23 protein-coding genes, 1 tRNA gene, 1 other RNA gene and 1 pseudogene are annotated in these 25,276 nt (G+C 73.5%); 7 read left to right on the top strand and 19 right to left on the bottom strand.

The features are described 5' to 3' along the window. Positions 1 to 127 precede the first annotated feature (127 nt). Entirely contained in the window at positions 128 to 2,515 is a 2,388-nt protein-coding gene (locus tag H4687_RS22425; protein ID WP_192781706.1) for a DNA polymerase III subunit gamma and tau, read from the bottom strand. A gap of 178 nt (positions 2,516 to 2,693) precedes the next feature. Next, positions 2,694 to 2,790, bottom strand: an RNA gene (gene ffs, locus H4687_RS22430) — signal recognition particle sRNA small type. Between the two features lie 130 nt (positions 2,791 to 2,920). On the opposite strand from ffs, the gene H4687_RS22435 reads away from it, so the two are divergent. After that, a tRNA-Ser gene (locus H4687_RS22435) sits at positions 2,921 to 3,008 on the top strand. Between the two features lie 80 nt (positions 3,009 to 3,088). On the opposite strand, the gene H4687_RS22440 is transcribed toward H4687_RS22435, so the two are convergent. The 13 genes from H4687_RS22440 to H4687_RS22500 all read right to left on the bottom strand — a co-directional run bounded on the left by H4687_RS22440 (position 3,089) and on the right by H4687_RS22500 (position 15,911). Beyond that, a complete protein-coding gene (locus H4687_RS22440; RefSeq protein WP_046916150.1) occupies positions 3,089 to 3,352 on the bottom strand; it encodes a hypothetical protein in 264 nt (87 codons plus the stop codon). Then, positions 3,349 to 5,928, bottom strand: coding sequence for a class III lanthionine synthetase LanKC (gene lanKC / locus H4687_RS22445; RefSeq protein ID WP_046916149.1), 2,580 nt, complete (start codon positions 5,926 to 5,928; stop codon positions 3,349 to 3,351). Before lanKC ends, H4687_RS22440 begins: the two co-directional genes overlap by 4 nt. A gap of 27 nt (positions 5,929 to 5,955) precedes the next feature. Further along, positions 5,956 to 7,623 (bottom strand): daptide biosynthesis intramembrane metalloprotease, encoded by a 1,668-nt coding sequence (gene mpaP, locus H4687_RS22450; protein WP_046916148.1) that lies wholly within the window; start codon positions 7,621 to 7,623, stop codon positions 5,956 to 5,958. Positions 7,624 to 7,850: 227 nt separating this feature from the next. Continuing rightward, on the bottom strand, positions 7,851 to 8,594 hold the full coding sequence (locus tag H4687_RS22455) for an ABC transporter permease (protein ID WP_046916147.1): 744 nt from the start codon (positions 8,592 to 8,594) through the stop codon (positions 7,851 to 7,853). Beyond that, complete coding sequence (locus tag H4687_RS22460) at positions 8,587 to 9,408, bottom strand: ABC transporter ATP-binding protein (protein ID WP_046916146.1); 822 nt, start codon at positions 9,406 to 9,408, stop codon at positions 8,587 to 8,589. Before H4687_RS22460 ends, H4687_RS22455 begins: the two co-directional genes overlap by 8 nt. Further along, positions 9,405 to 9,602: a hypothetical protein gene (locus H4687_RS22465; protein WP_005482720.1), complete on the bottom strand. Its 198-nt coding sequence runs from the start codon at positions 9,600 to 9,602 to the stop codon at positions 9,405 to 9,407. The genes H4687_RS22460 and H4687_RS22465 overlap by 4 nt, the downstream gene beginning before the upstream one ends. 270 nt (positions 9,603 to 9,872) lie before the next feature. Next, the gene (locus H4687_RS22470; protein WP_005482722.1) at positions 9,873 to 10,028 is read right to left on the bottom strand and encodes a daptide-type RiPP; all 156 of its coding nucleotides are present in this window, start codon (positions 10,026 to 10,028) and stop codon (positions 9,873 to 9,875) included. Positions 10,029 to 10,085: 57 nt separating this feature from the next. Then, a complete protein-coding gene (locus H4687_RS22475; RefSeq protein WP_005482724.1) occupies positions 10,086 to 10,259 on the bottom strand; it encodes a daptide-type RiPP in 174 nt (57 codons plus the stop codon). Positions 10,260 to 10,336: 77 nt separating this feature from the next. Next, a complete protein-coding gene (gene mpaC / locus H4687_RS22480) occupies positions 10,337 to 11,599 on the bottom strand; it encodes a daptide-type RiPP biosynthesis dehydogenase (RefSeq protein ID WP_046916145.1) in 1,263 nt (420 codons plus the stop codon). Beyond that, positions 11,596 to 12,894, bottom strand: coding sequence for a daptide-type RiPP biosynthesis aminotransferase (gene mpaD / locus H4687_RS22485; RefSeq protein WP_046916144.1), 1,299 nt, complete (start codon positions 12,892 to 12,894; stop codon positions 11,596 to 11,598). Before mpaD ends, mpaC begins: the two co-directional genes overlap by 4 nt. After that, positions 12,891 to 13,739: a daptide-type RiPP biosynthesis methyltransferase gene (gene mpaM / locus H4687_RS22490; protein ID WP_046916143.1), complete on the bottom strand. Its 849-nt coding sequence runs from the start codon at positions 13,737 to 13,739 to the stop codon at positions 12,891 to 12,893. Before mpaM ends, mpaD begins: the two co-directional genes overlap by 4 nt. Positions 13,740 to 13,746: 7 nt before the next feature. Beyond that, a complete protein-coding gene (gene mpaB, locus H4687_RS22495) occupies positions 13,747 to 14,907 on the bottom strand; it encodes a daptide biosynthesis RiPP recognition protein (RefSeq protein ID WP_318787710.1) in 1,161 nt (386 codons plus the stop codon). Between the two features lie 20 nt (positions 14,908 to 14,927). Beyond that, positions 14,928 to 15,911, bottom strand: a complete 984-nt coding sequence (locus H4687_RS22500) for an LLM class flavin-dependent oxidoreductase (RefSeq protein WP_046916141.1) — start codon at positions 15,909 to 15,911, stop codon at positions 14,928 to 14,930. A 218-nt stretch (positions 15,912 to 16,129) separates the two neighbouring features. On the opposite strand from H4687_RS22500, the gene H4687_RS22505 reads away from it, so the two are divergent. Next, positions 16,130 to 17,149 (top strand): helix-turn-helix domain-containing protein, encoded by a 1,020-nt coding sequence (locus H4687_RS22505; RefSeq protein WP_005482738.1) that lies wholly within the window; start codon positions 16,130 to 16,132, stop codon positions 17,147 to 17,149. A gap of 180 nt (positions 17,150 to 17,329) precedes the next feature. Here the strand turns inward: H4687_RS22505 and H4687_RS22510 are convergent, their stop codons facing one another. After that, the gene (locus H4687_RS22510; RefSeq protein ID WP_046916151.1) at positions 17,330 to 17,698 is read right to left on the bottom strand and encodes a hypothetical protein; all 369 of its coding nucleotides are present in this window, start codon (positions 17,696 to 17,698) and stop codon (positions 17,330 to 17,332) included. 149 nt (positions 17,699 to 17,847) lie between these two features. After that, a complete protein-coding gene (locus tag H4687_RS22515) occupies positions 17,848 to 18,294 on the bottom strand; it encodes a hypothetical protein (RefSeq protein WP_050398481.1) in 447 nt (148 codons plus the stop codon). A 412-nt stretch (positions 18,295 to 18,706) separates the two neighbouring features. Here H4687_RS22515 and H4687_RS22520 point away from each other — a divergent pair, with 412 nt between their 5' ends. Further along, positions 18,707 to 19,192, top strand: coding sequence for a cation:proton antiporter regulatory subunit (locus H4687_RS22520; protein ID WP_005482744.1), 486 nt, complete (start codon positions 18,707 to 18,709; stop codon positions 19,190 to 19,192). A 7-nt stretch (positions 19,193 to 19,199) separates the two neighbouring features. Continuing rightward, positions 19,200 to 20,594: a cation:proton antiporter gene (locus tag H4687_RS22525; RefSeq protein ID WP_050398385.1), complete on the top strand. Its 1,395-nt coding sequence runs from the start codon at positions 19,200 to 19,202 to the stop codon at positions 20,592 to 20,594. 40 nt (positions 20,595 to 20,634) lie between these two features. Here H4687_RS22525 and H4687_RS22530 read toward each other — a convergent pair whose 3' ends face one another. Continuing rightward, entirely contained in the window at positions 20,635 to 21,537 is a 903-nt protein-coding gene (locus H4687_RS22530) for an NAD(P)-dependent oxidoreductase (protein ID WP_097249850.1), read from the bottom strand. A gap of 212 nt (positions 21,538 to 21,749) precedes the next feature. Here H4687_RS22530 and H4687_RS22535 point away from each other — a divergent pair, with 212 nt between their 5' ends. The 3 genes and pseudogenes from H4687_RS22535 (at position 21,750) to H4687_RS47555 (ending at position 23,163) form a co-directional block, all read left to right on the top strand. After that, positions 21,750 to 22,739, top strand: a complete 990-nt coding sequence (locus tag H4687_RS22535) for a TauD/TfdA dioxygenase family protein (protein WP_046913807.1) — start codon at positions 21,750 to 21,752, stop codon at positions 22,737 to 22,739. Between the two features lie 116 nt (positions 22,740 to 22,855). Further along, a pseudogene (locus tag H4687_RS22540) lies at positions 22,856 to 23,039 on the top strand (DUF72 domain-containing protein); the annotation flags it as partial. Positions 23,040 to 23,049: 10 nt separating this feature from the next. Next, positions 23,050 to 23,163, top strand: coding sequence for a DUF72 domain-containing protein (locus tag H4687_RS47555; protein WP_167358633.1), 114 nt, complete (start codon positions 23,050 to 23,052; stop codon positions 23,161 to 23,163). Between the two features lie 30 nt (positions 23,164 to 23,193). On the opposite strand, the gene H4687_RS22545 is transcribed toward H4687_RS47555, so the two are convergent. Beyond that, positions 23,194 to 25,188 (bottom strand): copper resistance CopC/CopD family protein, encoded by a 1,995-nt coding sequence (locus H4687_RS22545; protein WP_050398482.1) that lies wholly within the window; start codon positions 25,186 to 25,188, stop codon positions 23,194 to 23,196. Between the last annotated feature and the right edge of the window lie 88 nt (positions 25,189 to 25,276).

Raw genomic sequence — 25,276 nt, forward strand, 5'->3', positions numbered from 1 at the left:
GGGGGTGGGGGGCTTTGTGGGGGCGCCCGAAGAGTGGGACGGGGCGGGTTCGTCTGATCGTACGAATCGGAGCGGCGAACGAGGGCCCAAGGCCCTACGGCGACGGTCCCCGCCCGCGGCTCGCCCGCTACTCGTTCGTGATCTCCTCCACCACGGTCGCCCCCAGTTCGCGCACGATCAGTTCGTGGCCGGAGAGGGCGGACTCGTCGAGGTCGGGGTCGTCGTCCTCGGGGGTGTCGTCCTCGGGGGAGACGGGCGGGGGCTCAGGGGGCGAGGGCGGGGCGGCTGCGACGGGAGGGGCGGCCGGGGCCGACCGAGGGGGCGCGGCCGGACCGGGCGACGCGGGGCGGGCGGCCGTCGAGGACGGGGGAGAGGCGGGGCGGGGCGCGGGGGCCGGGGAGCCGCCGTACCCACCGCCGGCGCCGCCACCGCCGTAGCCGCCGCCCGTACCGCCACCGCCGTAGCCACCGGCGGCCGGCGCCGGGGACCCGTAGCCGCCGGGGGCGACCGGTGCGGCGGAGCCGCCCGAGGTGTCGATGACCGCCTCGATCTTCCAGTGCACGTTGAACTGCTCGGCCAGTGCCGCCCGCAGGACGTCCTCGCTGCCGCTGCTCGCGAAGTTGTCACGGGCGCCCGCGTTGACGAAGCCGATCTGCAGGGTCGTGCCGTCGAACCCGGTGACGTGCGCGTTCTGGCTGAGCAGGATCCAGGTGAAGCGGCGGCGGTTCTTCACCGTCTCCAGGATGTTCGGCCAGAGCGTGCGGGGGTCGGGTCCGCCGGGGGCCGGGTTGTGGGCGGCGGGGGCCTGGGGGGCCGTAGGGGCGCTCGGCTGGGCGTACGCGGCGGACGGGCCCGCGGCGGGGGGCGCGGCCGGGGCTGCGGGCGCGGGGCCGGGGCCACCGCCGGCGGGCGCGGCCGTCGGCCATCCGCCGGGACGGCGCCCGCCGCCCGCGGAGGCGGGGGTGGGCCAGGAGCCGGGGGCGGAGGCGGGTGCGTTGACGGGGGGCGTGGGGCTCGCGACCGGGTCGGGGGGCGCGGGGGCGGTGGGAGGCGGGGGCGGGGCGGTCGGTGCGATCGGCGGGGCGGGCGGAGCCGGGGTCGGCTGTCCGGCGACGGGTGCCGGCGCCCCGTACGGGTCCGGGCCCGATGCGCCTGTCGCGCCCGCGGCCCCCCGCGCCGCCGCGCGAGCTGCGGCGGGCCCGCCACCCGGTGGGACCTGCTCGGTCTGCGGGGCGTGGGCGGGCGGTCCGGCCTGCGGCGTCACGCCCGTGCCCAGGGGCGGGGCGGCCGCTCCCCCGTGCGCCTCGGGGCCGGGCACGTACCCCAGGGCGGGACCGGCACCGCCGCCCGCGAAGTTGATCCCGCGCTCCAGGCGGTCCAGGCGGGCCATGACGGAGCGTTCGTCGCCGTAGGTGGCGGGGAGGAGCACGCGGGCGCAGATCAGTTCGAGCTGGAGGCGAGGCGAGTTGGCGCCGCGCATCTCGGTGAGGCCTTCGTTGACCAGGTCGGCGGCGCGGCTGAGCTCGGCGGCGCCGAAGACGCCGGCCTGGGCCTGCATCCGCTCCAGCACCTCGACGGGGGCGTCGATGAGGCCCTTCTCGACGGCGTCCGGCACGGCGGCCAGGATCACCAGGTCGCGCAGGCGCTCCAGCAGGTCGGCGACGAACCGCCGCGGGTCGTTGCCGGCCTCGATGACATGGTCGACGACGTCGAAGGCCGCGGCCCCGTCCCCGGCGGCGAAGGCCTCGACGACCGAGTCGAGCAACGAGCCGTCGGTGTATCCGAGCAGCGACGTGGCCATGGCGTAGGTCACGCCCTCGTCCGTCGCGCCCGCCAGCAGCTGGTCCATGACGGACATCGAGTCACGCACGGAGCCGGCCCCGGCGCGCACGACGAGGGGGAGGACACCCTCGTCGACCGGGATCTTCTCCTTGCCGCAGACCTCGCCGAGATACTCCCGGAGCGTGCCGGGGGGCACCAGCCGGAACGGATAGTGGTGCGTACGCGAGCGGATCGTGCCGATGACCTTCTCGGGCTCGGTGGTCGCGAAGATGAACTTGAGGTGCTCCGGCGGCTCCTCGACGACCTTCAGCAGCGCGTTGAAACCGGCCGACGTGACCATGTGGGCCTCGTCGATGATGTAGATCTTGTACCGGCTGCTCGCGGGGCCGAAGAAGGCCTTCTCGCGCAGCTCACGGGCGTCGTCCACACCACCGTGAGAGGCCGCGTCGATCTCGATGACGTCGATCGAACCCGGTCCGTTCCGCGCCAGGTCCTGGCACGACTGGCACTCTCCGCACGGTGTCGGCGTGGGCCCCTGCTCGCAGTTCAGACAGCGGGCGAGGATGCGCGCACTGGTCGTCTTCCCGCAGCCGCGCGGCCCGCTGAACAGGTACGCGTGATTGACCCGGTTGTTCCGCAGCGCCTGCTGCAGCGGGTCGGTGACATGCTCCTGCCCGATGACCTCGGCGAACGACTCCGGGCGATAGCGGCGGTACAGCGCGAGAGACGACACGCTTACGAGGTTATAGGCGCCCACTGACAACACGGACACCGCCGGAGGAGACCAGGCCGGAAGGGGCGGGAGTCATCGACCGCGAGGACGGAGATCGCCGGCGGCGCCGGTCGGGCGGGATGCCGGAGCCCGGGGCGGGAGCCCGGGGGCGGGAGCCCGGGGCGGGCCGCCTCCGGACGCAGAAGACCCCTCACGCACCCGCCAGAGCCAACCTACCCTTGCTGCCTTCCGGCCCTGGGGGAGTTCAGTCAGATAGCGCCGCGTGAGGGGCTGCCCCCACCCTACCCGATCCACGACGCCCGCCGTCCCGCCTCCCGGCCCCTCCCCCCGCCTCGATCACCCGGCCGATCGCCCGCCCTCGAACGAGTTCGCAACCACCCTCCGACGTCATGTAATGTTCCCGGCGGAGGATTCGCCTAGAGGCCTAGGGCGCACGCTTGGAAAGCGTGTTGGGGGCAACCCCTCACGAGTTCGAATCTCGTATCCTCCGCCATTGCTCTCACCGGGCAATACGTCGAAGGGCCCCACCGCTTGCGGTGGGGCCCTTCGACGTTGTCCGTCCCGGTCTCCGTCTCAGTCGAGGTGGGTGATGTCCGTCCAGTGCCAGGCCTGGAGGGACGGGTCGGTGAAGATGCGGTTCAGGGTGTGGTTCAGGTCCGGGATTGGGGTCGGTCGGGAGGGGTGGCTGAGGCGGACGGTGAAGCGGGTGCCCTTGACGTGGGGTTCGTAGTGCCAGTCCTCGGGGAGCAGGGCCAGGAACCGTACGGCGGCCAGTTCCGGGGCGCCGGCCGCCTCGGTGGGGCGGGGTTCGATCAGGACTACGCGGTGGTCCGTCATGAGAGGAACGGCAGGCCTTCGCCCGAGCCGAGTGCGTCGTCGAGGGCGAGCAGGACGCCTGCCGTGCCGGTGGCGAGGTCGGTGGAGAGGCGCAGGGTCTGGTCGCCGAGGAAGGCGGGGTGGCCCGCGTAGGGGATGGCGTGCCAGCCGAAGGCCGTGAGATGGCGGTGCACCGCGGCCTCGGTCTCCGGACCCGGCGTTCTGCCGTGCAGTCGGCGCAGGGCCAGCGTCGCTCCCGCCCGGCCCTGGAACAGGCCCGCCTGGGCCTGGTAGGGGGAGGCCAGCGAGGAGTGGAGGAGGGGGAGGGCGTCGTGCAGGGCCGGGTCCGGGGAGGGCAGGTGCGCCAGTACGTCGCTCACGACCATCGCCGTTCCCGCGCCGCCCACCGCCAGGTACGGCATCCGGCTGATGCCCGGTCCGGTCGACAGCTCGGCGAGGTCGTGGCGCAGTCCCTCCACCGCCGTGTGCAGCAGTTTCGGGTCGCCCGTCCTCTCGTACAGCCGCAGCAGGAACAGCGCCGCGCCCGTCGCGCCGTGGAGCAGACCCGGTCGGGGGCGGGCCGCGTAGCCGCCCGGGGTGCGGTCAGCGACCAGTTCCGCCAGGCGTTCGGCCGCGTCGAGGTGGCCGAAGTGGAGCAGGGAGAGGCCGATGCCGGGGAGGCCGGCGAAGAGGGAGCCGTCCACGTCGTCCAGCGGCAGGGCGAGGGCGCGGTCCAGGACCTCGTGTGCCTCGACCGTACGGCCCAGGGCGTCGAGGGCGTAGGCGATGCCGTGCAGGCCGTCGTAGAAGCCGGGGCGGGGTTCGGTCCAGCGGCGGACGCGCTCGGTCAGCCAGTCGGTGTGCGCGGCCGGGATCTCCGTACCGGCGCCGCCCAGGGCCCACAGGACCCCGGCGGCTCCGTGGGCGAGGGCGAGGCCGCCGCCCGGGGTGGTGAACTGGGCGATGTCGCCGGGGAAGAGGCGGTCCTCGCGGTCCGGGGTCGCGGTGGCCAGGATTCCCGCCGCGAGTGAGGCGCGCAGGGACGACCAGTCGGCGGGGGTGAGGGTGTCGGGCCAGACGGGGGCCGGGGCGGCGGCGCTCGCGGCGGTCTCCGCGTGCGCGGCGGTCCCCGCGTGCGCGTCGGTCCCCGCTCCCTTTCCCTCGGCGGTGTCGTGGGCGGCCGTCAGATCCGCCACCACCCGCTCCGCGAAGTCCGCCGGCACCGGGAAGTTCTCCGTCACCAGGGTGATCAGTTGCTCCGTCTTCTCCGGGCCCCAGTTCAGCACCACCGTCAGCGGCAGGAACACCGCGAGGCGGAGGCAGCCGAGGGCGTAGCGGTCGACCGCCGGGCCCGTGCAGCCGGCCGGGGCGCGGAAGCCGGGTGCGCCGATCGACTGGGCGGCCATGGCGTCGACCGGGGTCGCCGTCTCCAGGTCGATGAAGGCGATCGAGTCGTCCGGCCGGACCAGGACGTTGTTGGGGTGCAGATCGCCGAAGACCACGCCCCGGTCGTGCATGGCCCGCACGCCCGCGTCGATCTGGTCGAGGAGGGACAGGGCCCAGGAGGTGTACGCCGTGAACGACTCGGAGGAGGCGTCGGCATCCGGGTTCAGCAGCGGGTTGGACTCGTGGATACGCGTGTGGAGCGAGGCGCCCGGCACGAACTCCCGTGCCAGGAAGTAGTGTTCGCGCCCCTTGCGGTAGTCGATCAGCGGCGGCACGCAGTCCAGTCCCGCCAGCCGCTCCAGCGCCCAGCGCTCGCGCTCCAGCCGGGTCACCGCGTCCTCGCCCTCCTCGTCGAGGCCGGCCAGCGGGCGAGCCTCCTTGAGGAGCACGGTGGCTTCGGTACCGGAGCCCTGGCGCAGGTCCTGGGCCTCGTAGACGCCGCCACCGTTGGAGAAGTGCAGCGCCCTGACCGCGCGGAACGGGAAGTCGCCCATCGTGCTCGCGTTACGGGCCGCCAGTGACTCGGCGAGGCAGTCCGGCAGCGTCACCCACGCGGGCGGGCGGAAGCCGGGGCCGCGTACGTCGGGGACGAGACGGCCGTCCGGGTCCTCGATGCAGTGCACCGGGTCGCCCTTCGCGTCCCGGCCGAGGCGGGCGACGAAGCCGCCGTAGCGGACGTAGAGCGGGCCGGAGCGCCAGCGCAGGTCGCTGAGGATGTACGGGCCCGGCTCGCCGCCGACCTCGGCGTCCAGGTCGACGAGCACCCGCTCCAGCTGGGGCTCGTCCGGCGGGTAGACGGTGATGAACTTGCCGCTCGCGCCGCGGTCGCCGTACTTGCTGTTGCGCCGGTTCAGGACCTCGGCGCTGCGGATGTACTTGAAGGTGAGGCGCTCGCGTACGCAGTAGGCGCGTACGGCGGCGAGGACGCGGTCGGCGTTGTCCCGGGTCGCCGAGACGTGGATCTTCCAGCCCTGGCCGGGGAGTTCGGTGTGCGGCGGGGTCAGCACCACCCAGTCGGCGTTGACGGTGCGGGTCCAGCCGGCGGGGGCCTGTGCCACCGCGTCGGCGGGTTCGGTGGGGGCGGTGGCGGTCGCCGGGTCCTCGTAGAACGCGTTGCCCGCCTGGCAGTAGGTCACGTACCGGAGATCCATGGTCGTTCTTCCTGTGAGGGCTCTGGGCTACCAGCGCCAGGCCGGTGCGACGTACTTGGTGTAGAGCCACTCCCAGCCCGGGCGGCTGCCCGCGTCCAGCTGGGCCGCGCCCGAGGGGTCGGCGGGGGCACGGTCACGGCCGCCGCGCAGGTCCAGCGGAAGGCCGAGGGCCGGGGTCGGCAGGGCGTCGCTGCGGACCGGGATCAGCGCCGACAGCGGGGCCATGGCGTCCTTGCCGTCGGCCCCGTCGACGGCGACCGTCGCGGCGCCGGTCCGGGTACGGGTCGCGATGCCGGCGCGGTAGAGGCGTACCGGGGCGCCGGAGGTGATCAGCGCGCGGTCGGTGGACTGGGGCAGGAGCAGCGTGACGCGGCCGTCCTCGGCCGTCGTGTAGCCGCCGTTGACGGTGTAGGGGACCTGGACCAGCTGCCCGAGCACGGCGAGGGCGGCCGCGGCCAGGGCGAGCACCGCGCCGAGGCGCCAGGGGCTGCCGCCCGCCGTCCGGGCCTCGCGGGCGAAGCGGCGTACGCCTCGCGCCAGGTGGTGGAGGAAGTAGCCGATGCCGCACAGGACGAGGAGCGCGCCCAGGGCGCCGAGGCGCTGGAGGCTGTCCGACCAGAGGGTGATCGCGCCCGCCACGATGTAGAGCGGGAAGGTCATGCAGAGCAAACCGAAGGGAACCGCCCAGCGCACGCCGGGCAGTTCGCGGCGGTAGCCGGTGCCGCCGGCCAGCATCCGGGCCAGCCACCTGCGGGCGTCGGTCATCGCCCGGTCGCGCAGATGCGGGATGTCCAGGTGGCTCATCAGCGCGATGTAGCCGTCCAGTTTCACGAACGGCAGGAGGTTGAGCACGCCGGAGAGGTAGGTGACGACGGCATACACGAGAACACCGTCACGCGCCGCCGAGGCGCCCATGAAGAGGGTGGCGAGGGCGGCGGCCCCGGCGATGACGGTCTGGGTGGCGATGCCGGCGAGGGCGACCCGTACCCGCTGCTCCTTGCGCGGCAGCCGCCAGCCGTCGGACACGTCGCAGAAGAAGGCCGGCGACATGTAGAAGAGCATCATGCCCATCCGGGTCGGCCGTCCGCCGTAGTACGTGAGGACCGCGCCGTGGCCGATCTCGTGGACGGCGGTGGTGGCGAGCACCGCGCCGATCACGCAGAGGTAGAGCAAAGGTGCGAAGGGGCGCCCCAACGCGCCCTGGAGGTCGGCCCCTTGGAAGGCCAGGACGAGCAGTCCGCCGATCGTGACGGCCGAGGCGGCGACGGCGGCCCCGCGGTGCGCGGCGGCCGCCACGAGCGGGGCGAGGCGGGCCAGCAGCCGGTCCGGCTTGAGGAGGGTGAACTGCAGGGTGAGCGGCGGGACGAAGCGGAACCAGGAACTGCGGTCCTTCTTCGGCACTCCGTCGTCCAGCACCTTCGCCCCGGCGAGTGTCCGCACCGCCGAGCCGACGTCGGCCTGGGTCCAGGGTGCGCCGAGGGCGTCGGCCAGGTCGTCGTGGTCGCGTACGCCGTCGACGGCCCGGACGAGGCGGGCCAGGTCCTCCTGGAGGCGGAAGTACTGGTGGCTGCCGCGCTGCACCACCCAGGGCGCGCCCGGCTCGGCCGGCTCGTGGACCACCACGTCGGGGGCGAGGCGGGGACGGGCCAGCCGCTCGGGGGCCAGTAGTACGGCACCGGCGGGTGTGCTGGACATGCCTGGTTCTCTCCTCGGGACGGCGGGACGGCGGGGTGGCGGGGGTGGATTCGGTGGCTCCGCGAGCGCCGGTGTCGGGGCATGCCGCCGGGCGACGTCGCGGGTGGTGTCGGACGCGACGTCGGACGGCGGGCGACATGACGTGGAGTCAGGTGACGTGGGGTGAGGTGAGGCCGGGTGAGGTGAGGCCGGGGCGGGGGCCCGTACGGCGACGGCCGGCGCTGTCGTCAGACGACGTCGCGCGCGGTGAACAGCTTCCGGGCGAGCAGCGCGGCGGCCGTCAGCCAGCCCACGATCACCAGCAGCGCGAGCGGCGTGGAGAGCAGGTCGGGCTTCTGGTCCCGGTAGACGGAACTCTGGGCGATCGTCATCAGGTACTTGCCGGCCTCCGGCACCAGCACCTGCACCGCCGGGTCGACGACCAGGGTCAGCGCGACGACGGTCACCACGGCCCCCACCTGGTGCCGGACGATCCAGCCGACCAGCGCGCCCCAGGGTGCGGCGAGCGTGTTGACGGCGAAGACGCCCAGCAGGATCAGCCAGGTCTCGCCGTGCCACGCGGGCTTCGTCCCGTTGGCCGCGAGGGTGCCCCAGGCGGAGGCGAGGGACAGTGCGGCGGTGAGCAGCGCGGCGAGGGCGCCCACGGCGGTGGCGGTCAGCACCTTGGCGGCGAGCAGACGGGTACGGCCGCCGCTCATCAGGACGGAGCGGCCGATGGCACCCGAGGTGTACTCGCGGGAGACGAAGACCGCGCCGAAGAGGGAGGTGAAGAGGGACATCATGAACCAGGAGCGGACGATGTCGTCGGTGACGGCCGCCCGGCCCATGGTGCCCTCCTCGATGGCCGTCACCCCCTGGGAGGCGTAACCGAGGGCACCGAGCAGGGACATCAGGACACCGCACCCGGCCAGGATCAGCCAGCCGCGGCCGGTCCAGGCCTTGGTCCATTCGCCGGCGAGCAGGTTACGCATGGCTCTGTCCTCCGACAGCGAATGAGGCGGCCGGCACGGTTGATACGGCCGGTGCGGTTGATGCCGTCGTCGGCGAGCCGACCAGGGAGAAGAACCTGTCTTCGAGGCGTTCCCCCTCGCCCGTGCCGACGAGACCATCGAGCGGACCGGCGTACCGCAGCGAGCTCTGGATGATCACCACGTCGTCCACGGTCTGCTCCACCTCGGAGAGCAGGTGGCTGGAGACGAGGACGGTCCTGCCCTCGTCGGCCAGGCCGCGCAGCAGGCCGCGCAGCCAGCGGATGCCGTCCGGGTCGAGACCGTTGGCGGGCTCGTCCAGGACGAGGAGTTCGGGGTCGGGGAGCAGCGCGGTGGCGAGCGCGAGACGCTGCTTCATGCCGGTCGAGTAGCCCTTGACGGGGCGGGAGGCCGCGTTGCCGTCGGCCAGGCCCACCAGGTCGAGGACCTCCTCGACGCGCTGCCGGGGCAGGCCCAGGGTCCGGGCCCAGATGGTGAGTTCGCGTCGGGCACTGGCGCCGGGCAGCGGCCCCACGGCGTCCATGCTGACGCCCACCCGGCGGGCGGCGTGGGGCAGTTCGGCGTAGGGGCGGCCGAAGACGGTCGCTTCGCCGGAGGTCGGCCGGCACAGGCCGAGCAGCATCCGCAGCGAGGTGGTCTTACCGGCTCCGTTGCGGCCGAGGAGGCCGACGATCCGGCCCGGCCGGACCTCGTACGTCAGGTCGTCGACCGCCGTGACCTCGCCGAAGCGCTTGGTCAGGCCGCGCAGGGCGACGACGGGCGCGCCGGCGGTGCTCGACGGGTTCGCGGTGCTCAACGGCGTGCCTTCCGGAGGTTGGCGCCGATCTTGACCAGGCAGCTCAGCATGACGGCACCCAGGCCGGCCATGACGAAGATCTCGACGCCACCCGACAGCTGCGAGGTGGCGACGGCCATGCCGAGCGGGATGAGAGCGCAGGCGAAGGCGAGGTTCTTGTTCTCGGCCGCTGCCTTGTCTCGGCTGTTGGCCATGCTGGACTCCTTGGTCGCACTGGTGGGACTTGGGTGGGGGGAGGGGGCGGAGAACGAAGCGCGGATTCCGCGGTGGCGGCCCAGGGCCCTCTGCGGGCCCGGGACGCCGCCGCGGAAATCCGTATGCGGTTCGGCCACCGCTGCCGGCTGATCGGCCGGATCAGGCAGACCGCCGCTTCAGACAGACCGCCGCTTCAGACAGACCGCCGCTTCAGGCAGACCGCCGGATCGGACAGACCTGCCAGGTGGGACAGACCTACCGGATCAGGATCAGGTGGCGATGACCGCGCTGGCGACGGTGCTGATCACGACGCCGGTCTTGAAGCCGCTCCAGAAGCCCGGGGCCTCCATGGCCTCCAGCTCCTGCATGCCCAGCTCCAGCGACGCGTCGAAGCCGGTCGGCTCCTGCGTGACGTTGTCCTTCATATCGGTTTCCCTCCCGTTGAGTTGAGACTGGATCGAGTCGAACGAGTCTTGAGTGGATCAGGTGATGATCGAGACGGCGACGCCCGTCGAGACACCGACGGCCGACACGACCGTCGCACCGACGACGACGCCACCGGCGGTCCACCAGCCCGGGGCCTCCATGGCCTCAAGCTCCTGCATGCCCAGTTCCAGGGCGGAGCTGAAGTTGTCGTTCTCGAAGTTCTCCTGCATGGGAACTCCCCCTTTTCTCATGGTGTCGAGAGCCGTTGCTCTCTTTCCGCCCGCTCCCGGGACCGGGAGCGGAAGTCTCAGATGTGCGCGGTGAGCGCGGCGTGCGCGGTCGGCGCGGCGTGCGCGGTCCGTGTCGGGGTCGTGCCGAGCGCCGCGTCCAGGAGGCGGCGTACGTCCTCCGCCCGCAGCCCGCCGAGCATCGGCAGGCCGGCACCCCAGGCCCGTACGGTCCGCTCGGCCAGGGCCTCGATCCGTCCCGGCCCTTCGGCGGTGAGCCGCCGGCCCACCCGCCAGTCGTCCATCAGGGCGGCGATCCCGTCGGCCGGGTCCTCGGGCAGGGCCCGCCCCCGGTCCGCCGACGCGGCCTCGCGCAGCCCGGCCCACATCCGTCGCAGCCGTGGCGCGGAGCCCAGCCGGGGCTCCCCGTCGAGCACGGCCCGCCACAGGTGCGGCAGCAGCGCGGCGACGGCGGTCATCTTCCGTACGCCGAGTGCCGACGACATCTCGTTGGCGATGAGCCAGCCCTTGACCGCGTACGGGTCGCGGCCCTGGTGCAGCCACTCGCCGTGCGTGAGCCCGCTGAGCTTGGCGATGTCCAGGCGGAGCGCGTCGCCGGGCTCCTCCTCCCGTACCGCCTCGTAGCCGAGCTGGACGAGCCGCCGGGCGACCGTCTCCGTCAGCCGGTCCTCGGTGCGGCGGTCCTCCCGATGGTCACCGGCGTACGGGCTGACCGCCCGGAACAGCGCCTCCAGGACGCCCTCCACGACCAGTTCCCGGGGCAGTGTCACGGTGGCCGACGGATCGAGCAGTGCCGCCTCCGGCCGCAGTACGCCGCCGAGGATCAGCCGCTTGCCCTGCGGGTACGCGAGGCAGGCGACCGCGCTCATCTCGCTGCCGGTGCCGAGGGTCGTCGGTACGGCGAGCAGCGGGACGGTACGGGTGACCTCGCCCGGCAGGCCCATCAGGCCGCCGCGCTGGGGCACGGTGAGGCGGGTGTACGCGACCGGGTTGGCCCGCAGCAGGGCCGCGATCTTCGCCAGGTCGAGCACCGATCCGCCGCCGACGGCGACCACCAGGCCGACCTCGGCCTCCTCGTCCGCCAGGCTCTCGGCGAGCGCGGCGGCCGCGTCGAGATCACCGGGGCCGGCGGCCAGTGGTGTCCGGGCCGTCCGCCAGCGGGCCCGGCCGAGGCGGTCCTGGACCAGGGCCGTGATCCCCGCCGTCGCGACAGCGGTGTCCACGAGGAGGGCGGCCGTGCGGCCTCCTCCGTCGGGAAGCCATGCCGTGAGGGCGTCGGGACCGATCAGCGCCCGGGTCGGTCCGCCTCGGCCGTGGCTCATGCCGCTACCTCCGCCTGGACCGAGTCGCTGGTGAACAGGTCGGTGAACAGGGCCAGTCCGGCGCGGATGCGGTCCGTCAGTTCGGTCAGGTCCGCGTCGGTGTAGGTCAGCGCGGGGAAGAGCTGGATGCCGTGGACGCCGGGGTGCACGATGGCGCCCGCCGTACGGATCGCGGCGACCAGCTCCGGGACGCGGGCCTGCGGCAGCGGTTCCCCGTCCGGGGTGGTCAGCCGCAGTGACCGGAAACAGCCCACACCGGTGGTGCCCGTCACCCAGGGGTGCTCGTCGACCAGCCGGGTCAGCTCCGCGTCCAGCCGGAGCGCCAGGGCCCGGCCGAGGGCGACCGCGTCCAGGCGGCGCATCTCGGCGATGGTGGCCAGGATGACGGCGCAGGTGACGGGGGTGCCGGCCTGGGTCTCGCCGTGGGTCAGCATGGCGCCCGCCGTGTCGAAGGCGTCCGCGACCGTGTGCGAGGCGATGACGGCGGCGGCGGCGCCGGTGCCGTTGGTGAGCCCCTTGGAGGTCACCAGGAGGTCGGGCCGGGCGGACCAGCGCTGGGAGGCGAAGAAGTCGCCGGTACGGCCGAAGCCGGTGGCCACCTCGTCGGCGACCAGCAGGAAGCCGTACTCGTCGCGCAGCCGCAGCAGCTCGTCGACGTACTCCTCGGTGAGCGGCACCGCCCCCGAGCCGAGCACCGGCTCGACGACGACGGCCGCGACCATCGGCCCCTGACGTTCCATCAGGGTGCGGATGCCGACCGGATCGTTGGGGTCGACATGGCGGATGAGGCGCTGGTCGACGCCGTACACCTGCTGCCCGAGGTCCTCGCCGGTCAGCGCGAAACTGCCGTACGTCAGACCGTGGTAGCTGCCGCGCAGCCCGACCACGAGTCTGCGGCGGTCCTCGCCGCGCAGGGCGTGGTAGTGGCGGGCGAGCTTCATGACGAGGTCGTTGGCGGCGCCGCCGGAGGTGGAGAAGAGGACCCGGCCGTAGGTGTCGGCGCCGCACAGCTCGACGAGGGCGGCGGCCGCGGCACGGGCGTAGGAGTTCTCGTAGCGGAAGACGCTCAGGTACGAGGCGTCGCGGAGCGCGTCGGCGGCGGCCCGGGCGATGGCCTCGTTGCCGTAGCCGATGTTGGTGTTCCACAACCCGCTGGAGGCGTCGAGGAGTTCGCTGCCGTCGGCGTACCGGACCCGTACTCCGTGCGCGGAGACCGCGCAGAGCGCGTCCGAGCCGTGCAGGGCGGGGGCCAGGAGGGACGGCCACAGCGCGTTCTTGGTGGTGCCGGGACTCATGATGTGACCTCCGTTTCGAGCAGTACGTCGTGGTGGCGGGAGCCGACGGCCGGCAGGGGGTGCCGGGCGCGGACGGTGAGTCCGGCGGCGGCCAGTTCGGCTTCGAGGAGGGCGGCGGGCAGAACGCCGACGCTGGTCGTGGTGACCTGGACGGGGCTGTCGTCGTCCGGGATCCGTGCCGGGAAGACGGTGACCGTGCGGGCGCTGTCGCCGACCGCCCAGTGTTCGAACATCCGGTAGGCGCGGCCGGCTTCGGCCTCCACCACCAGTTCGGCTTCGGCGGGCTGACCGGAGTCGGTGTCCATGCCGACGGTCGACAGGAGGAACCGGCCGCCGGGCGCCAGGTGTCGGCGTACGGCCCGGTACAGACCGGTCCGGCCGCGCTCGTCGAGGAGCGAGACGGAGGTGGTGCCGAGGACGATCACCGGGAAGGTACGACCGAGCGCGAAGGCGCTCATGTCGGCCTCGACGACCGTGCAGCGCTCGCGCAGGGCGGCGGGCGCGGCGGCCAGCCGGTCCTCCAGCAGCCGCAGCATGTACGGGGAGAGGTCGAGGGCGGTGACCCGGCGGCCCAGCGCGAGCAGCGGCATGGTCAGCCGCCCGGAGCCGGCCGCCAGGTCGAGGACGTCGCCGGGCAGGGTCCGCACGAGGCCGGTCAGTTCCCGCACCTCGTGGGTGCTGCGGCCGGCCACGTCGTGGTAGACCTGCGCGCCCGCTTCGGCGTAGAGGTCGCCGGTGACGGCACGGGAGCCGAGCCGGGCGAGCAGTTCCCCGGCCCGTCCCGGGATGGTCGTGGGGGCGGTCGGTGACGTCGGAGCGGTCGTGGTCGTCAGGGTGGTGGTCATCGTGGTGTCACACTCCGGCCCGGGCGAGGAACCGCTCGATGCGTACGGTGTGGTCCGGATCGGCGTACCGCGCCGCCGCCTCGGCCGAACCGCAGGCCAGCAGCGCCTCGACCGGCGTGGCCGCCGACCGTTCCACGCTGAAGGTGCGGCCGGGGGCAGGGGCGTGCACGTACACGTCCTGGTCGGTCCACAGCAGGAGCGGCGCGTCCGCGTCCCGCAGATCGGCGTCGGCGTCGGTGGCCAGCGCCTCGGTGATCCGCCCGCCGAAGCCGGAGACCCGGATGGTGCCGTCCACTCCGCGGGCCCTCAGGGAGCGGATCGCGGCGAGGGCGGCCAGGTAGCGCCCGAGCCAGGGCCGGGCGGCCAGCGCGGTACGCCGCAGGTCGTGGTCCACGACCGTCCCCAGGCACACCACGCACGTCGTCTCTGTGCCGCTGTGGAGCCGCCGCCACCGCGCGTCGAGGAGGTCGGGTCCGTCGCCCGCCGTTCCGAGGCGGGTACCGCCCGGCGCGGTGGAGACGGCTCCGTCCGCGCCGACGTACAGCCGGTGCCGGGGTCCGGCGGCCGGTGTGCGGCCGGCGCCGAGGCCCGGGAGGTCGGCGAGCTGGATGGCGGGATGGGTGAGGAAGTCGGGGAAGGTGCCGTCGAGCAGGGCCCGGTCGGCGTCGGCGAGGAAGACGTCGAAGTCCGTGTCGTCGGCGATCCGGACGAGGGTCGGCCCGGCGACGGACATGTACTCGCTGATGCCGTAACCCTGGATCTGGAGGTAGAAGCCCGCGCCCGGGGAGAACTCCCCGCCGGCCCCGGCCAGCGACCCCTCGTACCCGACGACGCGGTGGCCGTCGGCCCCGCTCTCCTCACCGGGTCCTTCGGAGTCACCGGGCCCACCGGGCACGAGGACCAGCGTGTCCGCTCCGACGACACCGGAATGCAGGATCGCCGTCAGGTGCTCGCGGTCTTCCAGTACGACGGTTTCCACGCCGGCGTACGGCAATTCACCGATTCGCGTTCCGGTTTCTGTTCCGGTTTCTGTTCCGGTGCCGCTTCCGATATTTGTTCCGGGTCCGGTTCCGGTTTTTGTTCCGATTCCGGTTCCGATTTCCGTTCCGGCGCCGGCACTGGACGTACCGGTCCCCCAGCGAATGAGCCGCTCTTTCAGATCAGCCATTTTCTCGTCTTCCCCCACGGTCAGGCGGCCAGGGCGGCCAGAATGCGCTTCGTTTCGTCCAGGGCCGCTTGTGGGCCGTACAGATTGCAGACGCCGGTCAGGTTCAGGACGACCTCGTCCACCCCCGCAGCGTCGAACGCGCCCAGTTTCGCGACGAGTTCGTCCGGGTCGCCGCTGAGGAACGCTCCGCCGTCGACGAGCGCCTTGGCGTTCGCCGCCGGGTCGTCGCCGGCGACATCCGTGCCGGACCGGCGCAGCATGTCGATGTAGTGGGCGCCCTGGAGATGCGCGGCGTTGCTCGCGAGCGCCAGTTCGGCGGGTTCGCGGTCGGGCCGGGCCAGGGCGAGTGGCACGATGGCGGTGAGTCTCGGGGGCGTGCGCCCCGCGCCTCCCTTGGCGTCCGGCGCGTTCGCCGCGCCCTCGCGCATCGCCGGGAGCACGGTGTCCCGCAGGTAGTGCGCCGGAGTCAGCCAGGTCACGGCCACATCGGCGACCTCACCCGCGAGCCGCGCCATACCGGGCCGCAGCACACCGAGCCCGATCTCCACACCCGGCACCGGGTAGCGGGGCATCTCGGCCCGGCAGCTGAAGTACTCGCCCCGGATGTCGACGCTCTCGCCCGCCAGCAGTCCGCGCACGATCGAGAGGTACTCGCGTGCCGCCGTGAGCGGACTGCGGTACGCCTCGCCGAGCAGCGACCGCTGCAACGGCCGGCCCCCGGGCCCGAATCCGGCGATCACCGGCTGCCCGGTGGCCATCGCCAGCGAGCGGGCCTGCAGAGCGGCTTCGTAGGGGTGGCGCAGCGGCATGAGTGTGACGCCGAGTCCGGTCGGCACGCGGAATCCCGCCCCCGCCGCCGCCACGAATCCCTGGTGCGGCTCGATCATCACGGACTGCCCCTGCCAGAGGCGGCTCGCGTTGCTCCAGTGCACCAGTCCGGCGTACGGAAGGATCTGCTCCGGCCGGCGCGGAGGGAAGGGCAGGAGTACGGAATAAGAAGTCATGGCCTGTCCCCCCTTTCTCGACGTGACGCGTGGATATCGCTCGGCATTTCCTGCCCTGCGTTCTTCTCTTCGCTTTCCTCTGTCGGCGTTCGTTCGTTCCGACACGGAGAACAATGCCAAACGGGAGCAGCCCATCGGGCGGTTCCGGGGCGCTACTTGCTGCCAGTGACCGTGCAGCTTGTTGCAGGTACTCTCACTGGTGATCAGACGGAGGCACCATGGGGGAATTGTCCGTACTCGGACTCACCGATACGGAAGAGGGCATCTACCGGCACTTTCTACGGAACCCCGGCACGACCGCCGAGGACATCCAGTTGCTGCTGCACGTGCCGCTGGACGACATCGGGAGCGCGCTGGAGCGCCTGACCGAACTCGGCCTGCTGCACGGAACGGAAGGGGCCGGCCCCGGAGCGGACGGCGGACCCGAGGTGATCTCCGCCGCCGATCCCGAGACCGCCGTGGACCGGCTCACGGACCTGCGGCTGCGCGAACTCCACCAGCAGCTCCAGCAGGTCACCCAGTCCCGGCACCTGATAGCCGGCCTGCGCGCCGAGCAGAGCGTGAAGGAACAGCCCGACTCCGGACCGATCGAGCGCCTGGAGGATCTCGGGCAGATCCGGGGGCGGATCGACGACCTGGCGTTCTTCGCCCGCGAGGAGATCCTCTCGGTCGAGCCGTACACCGAGCTGACCCCGGCGAACATCGCGCACGCCCGGCCGCTCGACACCCGCTGTCTGCGGCGGGGGGTACGGATCCGCAACGTCGTCCTGCGCGAGGCCCTGGACCACGCGCCGACCGTCGGCTATCTGCGCGACCTCACCTCTCTCGGCGCGCAGATCCGGGTCGCGGACACCATCGCGGAACGGCTCCTCGTCTACGACCGCCGCACAGCGCTCGTCCCGGTCGACCCGGCCGACACCCGGCGCGGCGCGCTGCTCGCCCGGGAGGCGGGGCTGGTCGCGAACATCCTGGCGCTGTTCGAGAAGATCTGGGACCAGGCCACCGATCTCACCGTGCTCATCGACGAGCGGGCGGGGGCGGAGGGCGGGGGGCTCTCGGAGATGGAGCAGCAGGTCCTGGAAGCGATGTGCCACGTGGGCAAGGACGAGTCGGGGGCGCGCTCGCTGGGGGTGTCGGTGCGGACGTACCGCCGTCATGTCGCCGACGTCCTGCGCATCCTGGGCGCGAGCAGCAGGGCGCACGCGGCGCTCCTCGCGCGGGAGCGCGGCTGGGTGTGAGGCCCGGGAGGACCCTGGGCACGGTGGCGGCGGCGACCGGGGGCGGCCGCCGGTGGCGTGACGCCACGTCGAAGGGGTGCCCCGGAGACTGATCGCCGGGGCACCCCTGCACTTCTTGTACTTTTTGCGCCGCTTGCGCCGCTTGCGTTGCCGTATGCCGGATCGCTGTCGGCCGTACGGCTACTGCTTCGGCTTCGGAGTCTCGATCTGCCACCCGTTGACGGGCTTGGAGGCGCCGCCGCCCTGCTCGCCGCAGAGCGGCAGCCTGATGGGCAGCGGGGTCGCGCAGACCCGCTCGACGATCGAGTCGACGACGGGAGCCGCGAAGGAACCCCCGACGATCACCGGAGCGGTCACCGCAGCTGTCGCCGGAGCGGTCACCGTCGGCTTGCCCGCCACCGTCCGGGCCTGAGCCCGGTCCTGCGCCTGAGCCGGTCCCTGTCCCCCCACCACCGCGAGCGTGAGCGCCGCACCCGCCACCACGGCCGCCTTCTTGAAGCCGGCGAAACCGGTGGCCCCCATGAACCCGGCGAATCCCTTGAACCCCACGACGTACCCCCGTTTGTTGTCCCCCGCGCGTTCCGGGCCGGTCGTTGCCCCCGCGGTGACCCCCACTCTGCCAACGGAAAACCGCAGGCGGGACGGCGATTCGTGTCAGCTTGCTGCACACGCTCGCTCAACTTCATGCCACCGCACGTTCAGTGGGCCGGGGGCCGATCCCAGGGGTCGGGCGGGGGCGGGGGCGACTGGGCCGTGCCGAGGCGGCGGTAGGCGGCGCGGGCCTGGAGGAGGCGGGCGAGGGCGGTGCCGGCGAGGGCCGCGGTGAGGAGGCAGACCAGCCAGAAGGTGTCGCGCGGGTTGGTCCAGGTCAGGACACCCGCGGGCGGGATGGCGAACCCGTTGAGGAACAGCCAGCACAGGGCGGCCGTGCCCGGGGCCGCGGTGAAGCGGGCGTACCCGCCGAGGAGCGCGGAGAGCACCGACAGGGCGAGCAGGGCCGGGCCGGGGCGGTCCGTGCCGACCAGTGCGTTGTGCACGGCCACCAAGGCCATCGCGCCCGCGAAGGCCGTGGCCCACACCAGCGGGGTCGCCACGGGCTGGGGGACGGGGCGGGGGCCGGTCCCCAGGGACACCCACTGGATCACGGGCACACTCCCGGAGTCCTGGGGGCGTGCGCTCCGGGGGGCGTGGGTCCCGCGGGCGTCGCGGGCAGGGGTCCGGAGGGGACGGGTATCCCCTCGGTACAACCCGCGCGACCTCTCCACGACGTCCCGGCCATCGGCCCGCCGGCCGACGGGATGCCCGGTGCGCGGGGCGGGCGGGGGACCGCCGCATGGGCTGTGGGGGCACCCGTGAGGATCATGGCGGGGGGGTCCTTTCGGTCAGCCCCGGCGCCGATACGGGGGGCGCCCGGGGGTGAAGGGGGATTGTTCCACCGGGCGACCGGTCCCGGAGCCGGCGGCCGGTTTTCGGCGTCTCGTCGCGATTTTCGGGGTCTCGTTAGGGTGGCACCGACGGTTGTCCGATGACATATCCGAATCAGACAGGGGGCCAGCCGTGGGTGCTCCACGACTCAGCAGCACGCCGTTGCCGGGGATCGGGGTCCGCTACGACCTCACGACCAGGGAGCAGCGGCGGATCTCGGTGGTCGCGCACCGGGACGGCGCCCGGACGCTGAGCGCGTACCGGCAGGACGATCCGGATGCGTGCGCGCTGTCGGTGCGGCTGTCGTCGGGGGAGGCGACCGCCCTCGTCGACGCGCTGATGCCCGACCACCACAGCCCGAACCTGCTGTCCACCACGGAGCTGGGGCTGGTGGCGGAGCGGATCGAGCTGGCGTCGACGTCCCACTGGAACGGGCGCGTGCTGGGCGACACCCGGATGCGGACCGAGACGGGCGCGTCCATCGTGGCCGTACTGCGCCGGGCCGAGGCGATCCCCTCGCCCGCACCGGACTTCCGGCTGGCCGGCGGGGACACGCTCATCGTGATCGGCACCCGCGAGGGTGTGGAGACGGCCGCCGCGATACTCGGGCGGGAGTGAACCGGCCATGCACCTCGCCGCACACCTCCCCGCCCTCGCCCTCCCCGCCCTCCCCGCCCTCCCCGCCCTCCCCGCTCAACCCTTCGCGCACCTCGCCGCACAGTCCGAGTCCACCGCGCACTCCTCCGCCGTCTTCCTGGTCGAGTTCGGCGCGATCATCCTCGGCCTGGGGCTGCTGGGACGGTTCGCGGCGCGGTTCCGGCTGTCGCCCATCCCGCTGTATCTGCTGGCCGGGCTGGCCTTCGGCGAAGGCGGGCTGCTGCCGCTGGGCACCAGCGAGGAGTTCGTCGCGATCGGCGCCGAGATCGGCGTGATCCTGCTGCTGCTCATGCTCGGCCTGGAATACACCGCCAGCGACCTCGTCTCCAACCTCAAGACCCAGTACCCCGCCGGACTCGTCGACGCCTGCCTCAACGCCCTGCCCGGCGCCGCCATGGCCTTCCTCCTCGGCTGGGGGCCCGTCGCCGCCGTCGTCCTCGCCGGCGTCACCTGGATCTCCTCCTCCGGCGTCATCGCCAAGGTCCTCGGCGACCTCGGACGCCTCGGCAACCGCGAAACCCCCGTCATCCTCAGCATCCTGGTCCTGGAAGACCTCTCCATGGCCGTCTACCTCCCGATCGTCACCGCCCTGCTGGCCGGGGTCGGTCTGGCGGCGGGCAGCGCGACCCTCGCGATCGCGCTCGGGACGGCCGGGCTCGTGCTGCTGGTGGCGGTGCGGTACGGACGGCACATCTCCCGGTTCGTCTCCAGTGACGACCCCGAGAAGCTGCTGCTCGTCGTGCTCGGGGTGACGCTCGTCGTCGCCGGGCTGGCTCAGCAGCTGCAGGTGTCGGCGGCGGTGGGCGCGTTCCTGGTGGGCATCGCGCTGTCGGGCGAGGTGGCCGAAGGCGCGCACAGTCTGCTGGCGCCGCTGCGGGACCTGTTCGCGGCCGTGTTCTTCGTCTTCTTCGGCCTGCACACCGACCCCGCCAGCATCCCGCCGGTCCTCCTGCCCGCGCTCGTCCTGGCCGTCGTCACCGCCCTGACGAAGATCGCCACCGGGTACTGGGCCGCGCGGCGGGCCGGTATCTCCGCGAAGGGCCGCTGGCGGGCGGGCGGCACGCTGGTCGCGCGCGGCGAGTTCTCCATCGTCATCGCCGGCCTCGCCGTCACCGCCGGCATCGAACCCTCCCTCGGCCCCCTGGCCACCGCCTACGTCCTCATCCTGGTCATCATCGGCCCGCTGGCCGCGCGCTGGACCGAGCCGATGGCCATGTGGCTCACCGGCCGCCTGCGCGGGGCCCCGGCTACCGGCGCGGGGGTCGGCGCAGGGGAAGCGGACGGTACGCCCCTGTCGGCTTCGGCTTCGGCTGAAGCGCACGAGGCGTTGGACGACGAACGGGACACCGCCGACCGGACCTGAGGGCCAAGGGCACGGCAACCACCCCCCTCGCCCTCCTCCCCTAGTCCTCCTCCCCCGCCCCCTCCTCCGCGTCGAAACTGGCGAAGTACGCGGCCGCCATGTCCTCGTCGGCATGGCCCTGGGCGGCGGCGCGGGTGAGGCGGGCCGCGCCGGCGGCGGCGATGTCGAGGCGTACGCCGTGCCGCCGGCCGGCCTCGACGATGAGACGGGCGTCCTTCGCGGCGGTCGAGACGGCGAAGGAGGCCGGGGAGAGGCGGTCGTCGAGGATGAGCGCGGACTTGGCGTGCAGATAGCCCATGTCGAGCGGGCCGCCCTCGATGATCTCGAAGAAGGACCGCGGGTCGACACCGAGCGCCTGGGACAGGGCCAGCACCTCACCGGCCGCGTTGGTCGCGGCGAGCACCCAGCTGTTGGCCACCAGCTTGAGCCGGGTCGCGGTGCCCGCCGCGCCGTCCTCGCCGGTCCAGACGGTACGGGCGCCGACGGCGTCGAAGACGGGGGTCACCGTCCCCCGCCCCTCGACCGGGCCCGCGGCCAGCACCGTCAACTGCCCCGCCTCCGCGGGCTGCCGGGTACCGAGCACCGGGGCGTCGTAGAAGACCAGCCCGTGCTCACCGGCCAGCGCGGCCAGTTCGGCGACGCCCTCCACCCCTGCGGTCGTGGACTGGACCCAGGCCGTGCCGGGGCTCAGCGCGGGCGCCGCCTCACGCATCACGTCCCGGGCCGCGGCCCCGTCGTACAGGATCGTGAGCACCACGTCCGCCCCGCGCACGGCCTCGGCCGGGCTGTCGGCGATCCGCGCCCCGTCGGCGGCGAGCGGCTCGGCCTTCTCCCGGGTGCGGTTCCAGGCCCGTACGGCGTGGCCGGCGCGGACGAGGTTGCGGGCCATCGCGGCGCCCATGATGCCGGTACCCAGGACGCTTACGGTGAGCTTGTCGGTCATGACGTCAACTTCCTGCCGCGTACAGTGCGTTGCAGTGTCGCAGTCCGGGACGGGCCGGGGGGCGGTACGACACCGGGCGAACGGATCCTCTCGCCGGGCCGGCCGCGCGGCGCGGCCGTCGTCCGATCAGGACACTTGTCGGCCGGTCCGCATGCGCGCGCGGCGCCCGGGGAAGACCGGGCCTACGACCGGCGTCGAAGGGCGAGCCAGCGATGAGCACCGACACGAACACGTCCTCAGGGGCACCGGAGGGCGGCCTCGACGTGCGCCCCGCCTCCGGGCACATCGGCGCCGACATCCACGGCGTGGACCTCGCCGGCCCGCTCGACGACACGACCGTCGCCGGTGTCCGGGCCGCGCTGCTGCGCTGGAAGGTCGTGTTCTTCCGGGGCCAGCGGCTGGACCACGCCGGCCAGATCGCGTTCGCGCGCCGCTTCGGGGAGCCGGTCCGCCTGCGCGCGAGGGGCTCGGTCTCCCCGGCCGCGCACCCCGAGATCGAGACGACGGCCGACCGTCAGGAGCTGGGCCGCAAGCACGGCATGGACCAGGCCGAATGGCTGGAGCGCCGCCGCCACTCCACCCTCCGCGGCTGGCACGCCGACCACACCGCGCGCATCGACCCGCCCGCCCTGACCCTGCTCCGCGCCGAACGCGTCCCCCCGTACGGCGGGGACACCACGTGGGCCAACCTCGCCACCGCCTACGCGGGCCTGTCGGAGCCGGTGCGCCGGTTCGCCGACGGGCTGCGCGCCGAACACCGGCTGGGCGTCGGCTATCTCGCCCGTTCGGGCCCCGACCCCTACCTCCGCCATCTCCAGGACCACCAGGTCGCGTCCGTCCACCCGGTCGTCCGCGTGCACCCCGAGACCGGCGAACGGGTCCTGTACGTCAACCCGTACTACGTCGAGAACATCGTCGACGTCACCCGGGCCGAGAGCCGGCTCCTGCTGGAGATGTTCGTCGAGCAGATCACGCGCCCCGAGTACACGGTCCGCTTCCGCTGGGAGCCGGGTTCCGTGGCCCTCTGGGACAACCGTGCCACCGTCCACCTCGCCCCGAGCGACGCCGCCCACCTGGACTTCCCGCGCATCATGCACCGCGTGATGATCGCCGGTGACCGGCCCGTCGGCGTCGACGGCACCCCGTCGAAGTCGCTCTGCGGCGCACCACTGCACCAGCGGAACGAACAGCGGAACGCCTAGCGGCACCGGCGCGGGGCGAGCAGCGGCACAACCGGCTGCCGGCGCAAGGCGGATGGCGGGTGGCGCACTGCCCCGGGCGGGTGGCCAGGACGTCGATCGCGGGTACCCGGCGCCCCATGGGTGACGTACTCGTCGGGACCTGCTCGTGGACGGACCGGGCGCTGCTGGCCAGCGGCTGGTACCCGCGCGGACATCGCGACGCCGGCCCCCGACTCCGCTACTACGCCGAGCGGTTCCCGGTCGTCGAGGTGGACTCCAGCTACTACGTCCTGCCCAGCCGCCGCAACAGCCTCCTCTGGGCTCACCCCGGTTGCGGTCGGCCGCCGCACAGGTGGACGAGCTGCACGTCCTCTTCAACAACTGCTGCGCCGACGCGGCCGTACGGGCGGCGGGGACGATGCGGCGGATCCTCGACGAAGGGTGAGCCCCGCCGACCGGCCCCGGTCCGGCCCCGCTAGCTCACCCGTACCGGCTTCTCCACGGTGACCTGGTCGATCTCCGTCGTACGGACCGTGAGCCTCATCGTCCACTTGCCGGGCAGGGGGAGCCGCAGCTCGTCGGTGACCCAGTAGCCGCCGCGGTCGGTGAGCTTGGCGTCGATCGGGCCGATCTTCTGAGCCTTGAGGGTGAAGGTGAGCCGCAGTTCGGGAACGGTGGCGATGCCGCCGTCGGGGCCGAAGACCACGGCCTGCACGGAGTTCTTGCCGACCCGCCCGGGGCCGAGGTCGATCTGGACCTTGCCGTGCCCGTTCGGGGTGCCGACGTCGAAGGGGATCGTCGTCGAGGACGCCGTGACCCCACCGGCCGCCTCGCTCGCGCTCTCCTCGGCGATCTCCGCCGCCGCCCGGCCCGGGAGGGTGCCCGTCAGCACGGTGGTGATCACCAGGACGACGACCGCGACGGTGAACTCCGCGAGCACCGACTGCCGCAGGCGTCGGCGCGGCGGATCGGCCGCCAAGGGATCCTCGGCCGACGAGCCTTCGCGGTCGCCCCGGCCTCCGTCGCCCCGGCCAGCCTCTCCCCGGTCGTCGCCGGCTCCCTGGTCAGGCGAGGGCGCGTCGGCGGACGACACGGCGGCGGGGGTCACAGCGGACGCCCCCTCGCCCACCCGCCCGGTCACCCGCGCCGCCACCGCCACGGCCGCCCGCTCGGTGACCTCGGCCCGCTCGCGAACGACGGCCGTCACCGACCCCGCGGCGGCCTCGTCCGACCCCGCGGCGGCCTCGTCCGACCCGGCCTCCCGCCTCGACGCGACAGCCTCCGCCGCCGGAGCCGCCGCCGGAGACTCCCCGGCCTCCCCCAGACGCCCCGTCCAACGCCGTGAGAACGCCGCCGCCACCAGCAGGAGCAGCACGGCGACCAGCTTGGCGACCAGGACCTCCCCGTACGCCGTGGAGGTGAAGGCGGACCAGGAGCCGAGGCCGCGCCAGGACTGGTAGACGCCGGTGACGACGAGGACGATCACCGAGACGAAGGCCAGCCGGGAGAAACGGTTGACCACGGCGGCCGACAGGGTCTCCGGCGCCCGGTACAGCACGGTGAGCAGCGCGGTCAGCCCGCCCAGCCAGACGGCCATGGCCAGCAGATGCAGCACCGAGGAGGTCATCGCGACCGGCACCTGGATACCGGCGGAGGCGTGCTCGGCGGCCGCCCAGGTCCCGGCGAGACCCACCGAGAGCAGCGCACCGCCGAGGAGAGCGCCCTTCCCCCACGCGTCGCCCCGCCGGCGTACGAGGACGAGGGCCGCCACCATGAGCAGCGCCAGCCGGGCCAGCAGCGCGAGTCCCGGCCGGCTCACCAGCGTCTCGCGCAGCACGGAGAGGTCGAGGGCGGCCCCGATGCCGGTGCCCCGCTCGTACGGCCCGCGGAGCAGCAGCAGGGCGGCCGAGGCGAGCAGCAGTGCCAGCCAGCCGGCCAGGAGCAGCTTGCGCAGCGACTCGGCCGGGCCCCCGAGCACGACCGCCAGGAAGAAGGTCACGCCGATGAGCAGGGCGAGGGCGCCGTACGCGAAGTAGCGGGTGATGTCGTAGAGGGAGGAGGTGAGCGGGTCCTCGGTGAGGTCGGAGGGCAGGACCGCGGCGGTCGCGGAGGGCTCGCCGATCGAGAAGAGCAGGGCACCCGAGATGGGGTGGCTGTCGGCCGAGACGACCCGCCAGGCGATCGTGTAGGTGCCGTCGGCGAGGCCGCCGGGCAGGGTGACACCGGCCGTGTCGGACCGGCCGCCCGCGCGCCCCGGCCGGCCCGTGTCGACCGCCCGGTTCTCCGGATCGACGACGCGGATGGAGTCCTCCAGGAGGCTCACCGACTCGGTGAAGCGGAGGGTGATGTCCTTGGGGGCGGCGTCGAGGACGCTGCCGTCGACGGGGTCGCTGCCCTTGAGGGCGGCGTGCGCGGAGGCGGTACCCGCTCCCGCGAGGAGGAACAGGATCAGCGCGGTGCCCAGCAGCACCAGGCGCCGGATCCCACGGCCCCGGCCGCCGCTCCGGTCTCCGGCCCGGCCGCGGTGGCCACCGAAGCCGCAGGTTCGGCCCGGCCGC

This window comes from Streptomyces stelliscabiei, assembly GCF_014873495.1.
Taxonomy (GTDB): domain Bacteria; phylum Actinomycetota; class Actinomycetes; order Streptomycetales; family Streptomycetaceae; genus Streptomyces; species Streptomyces bottropensis.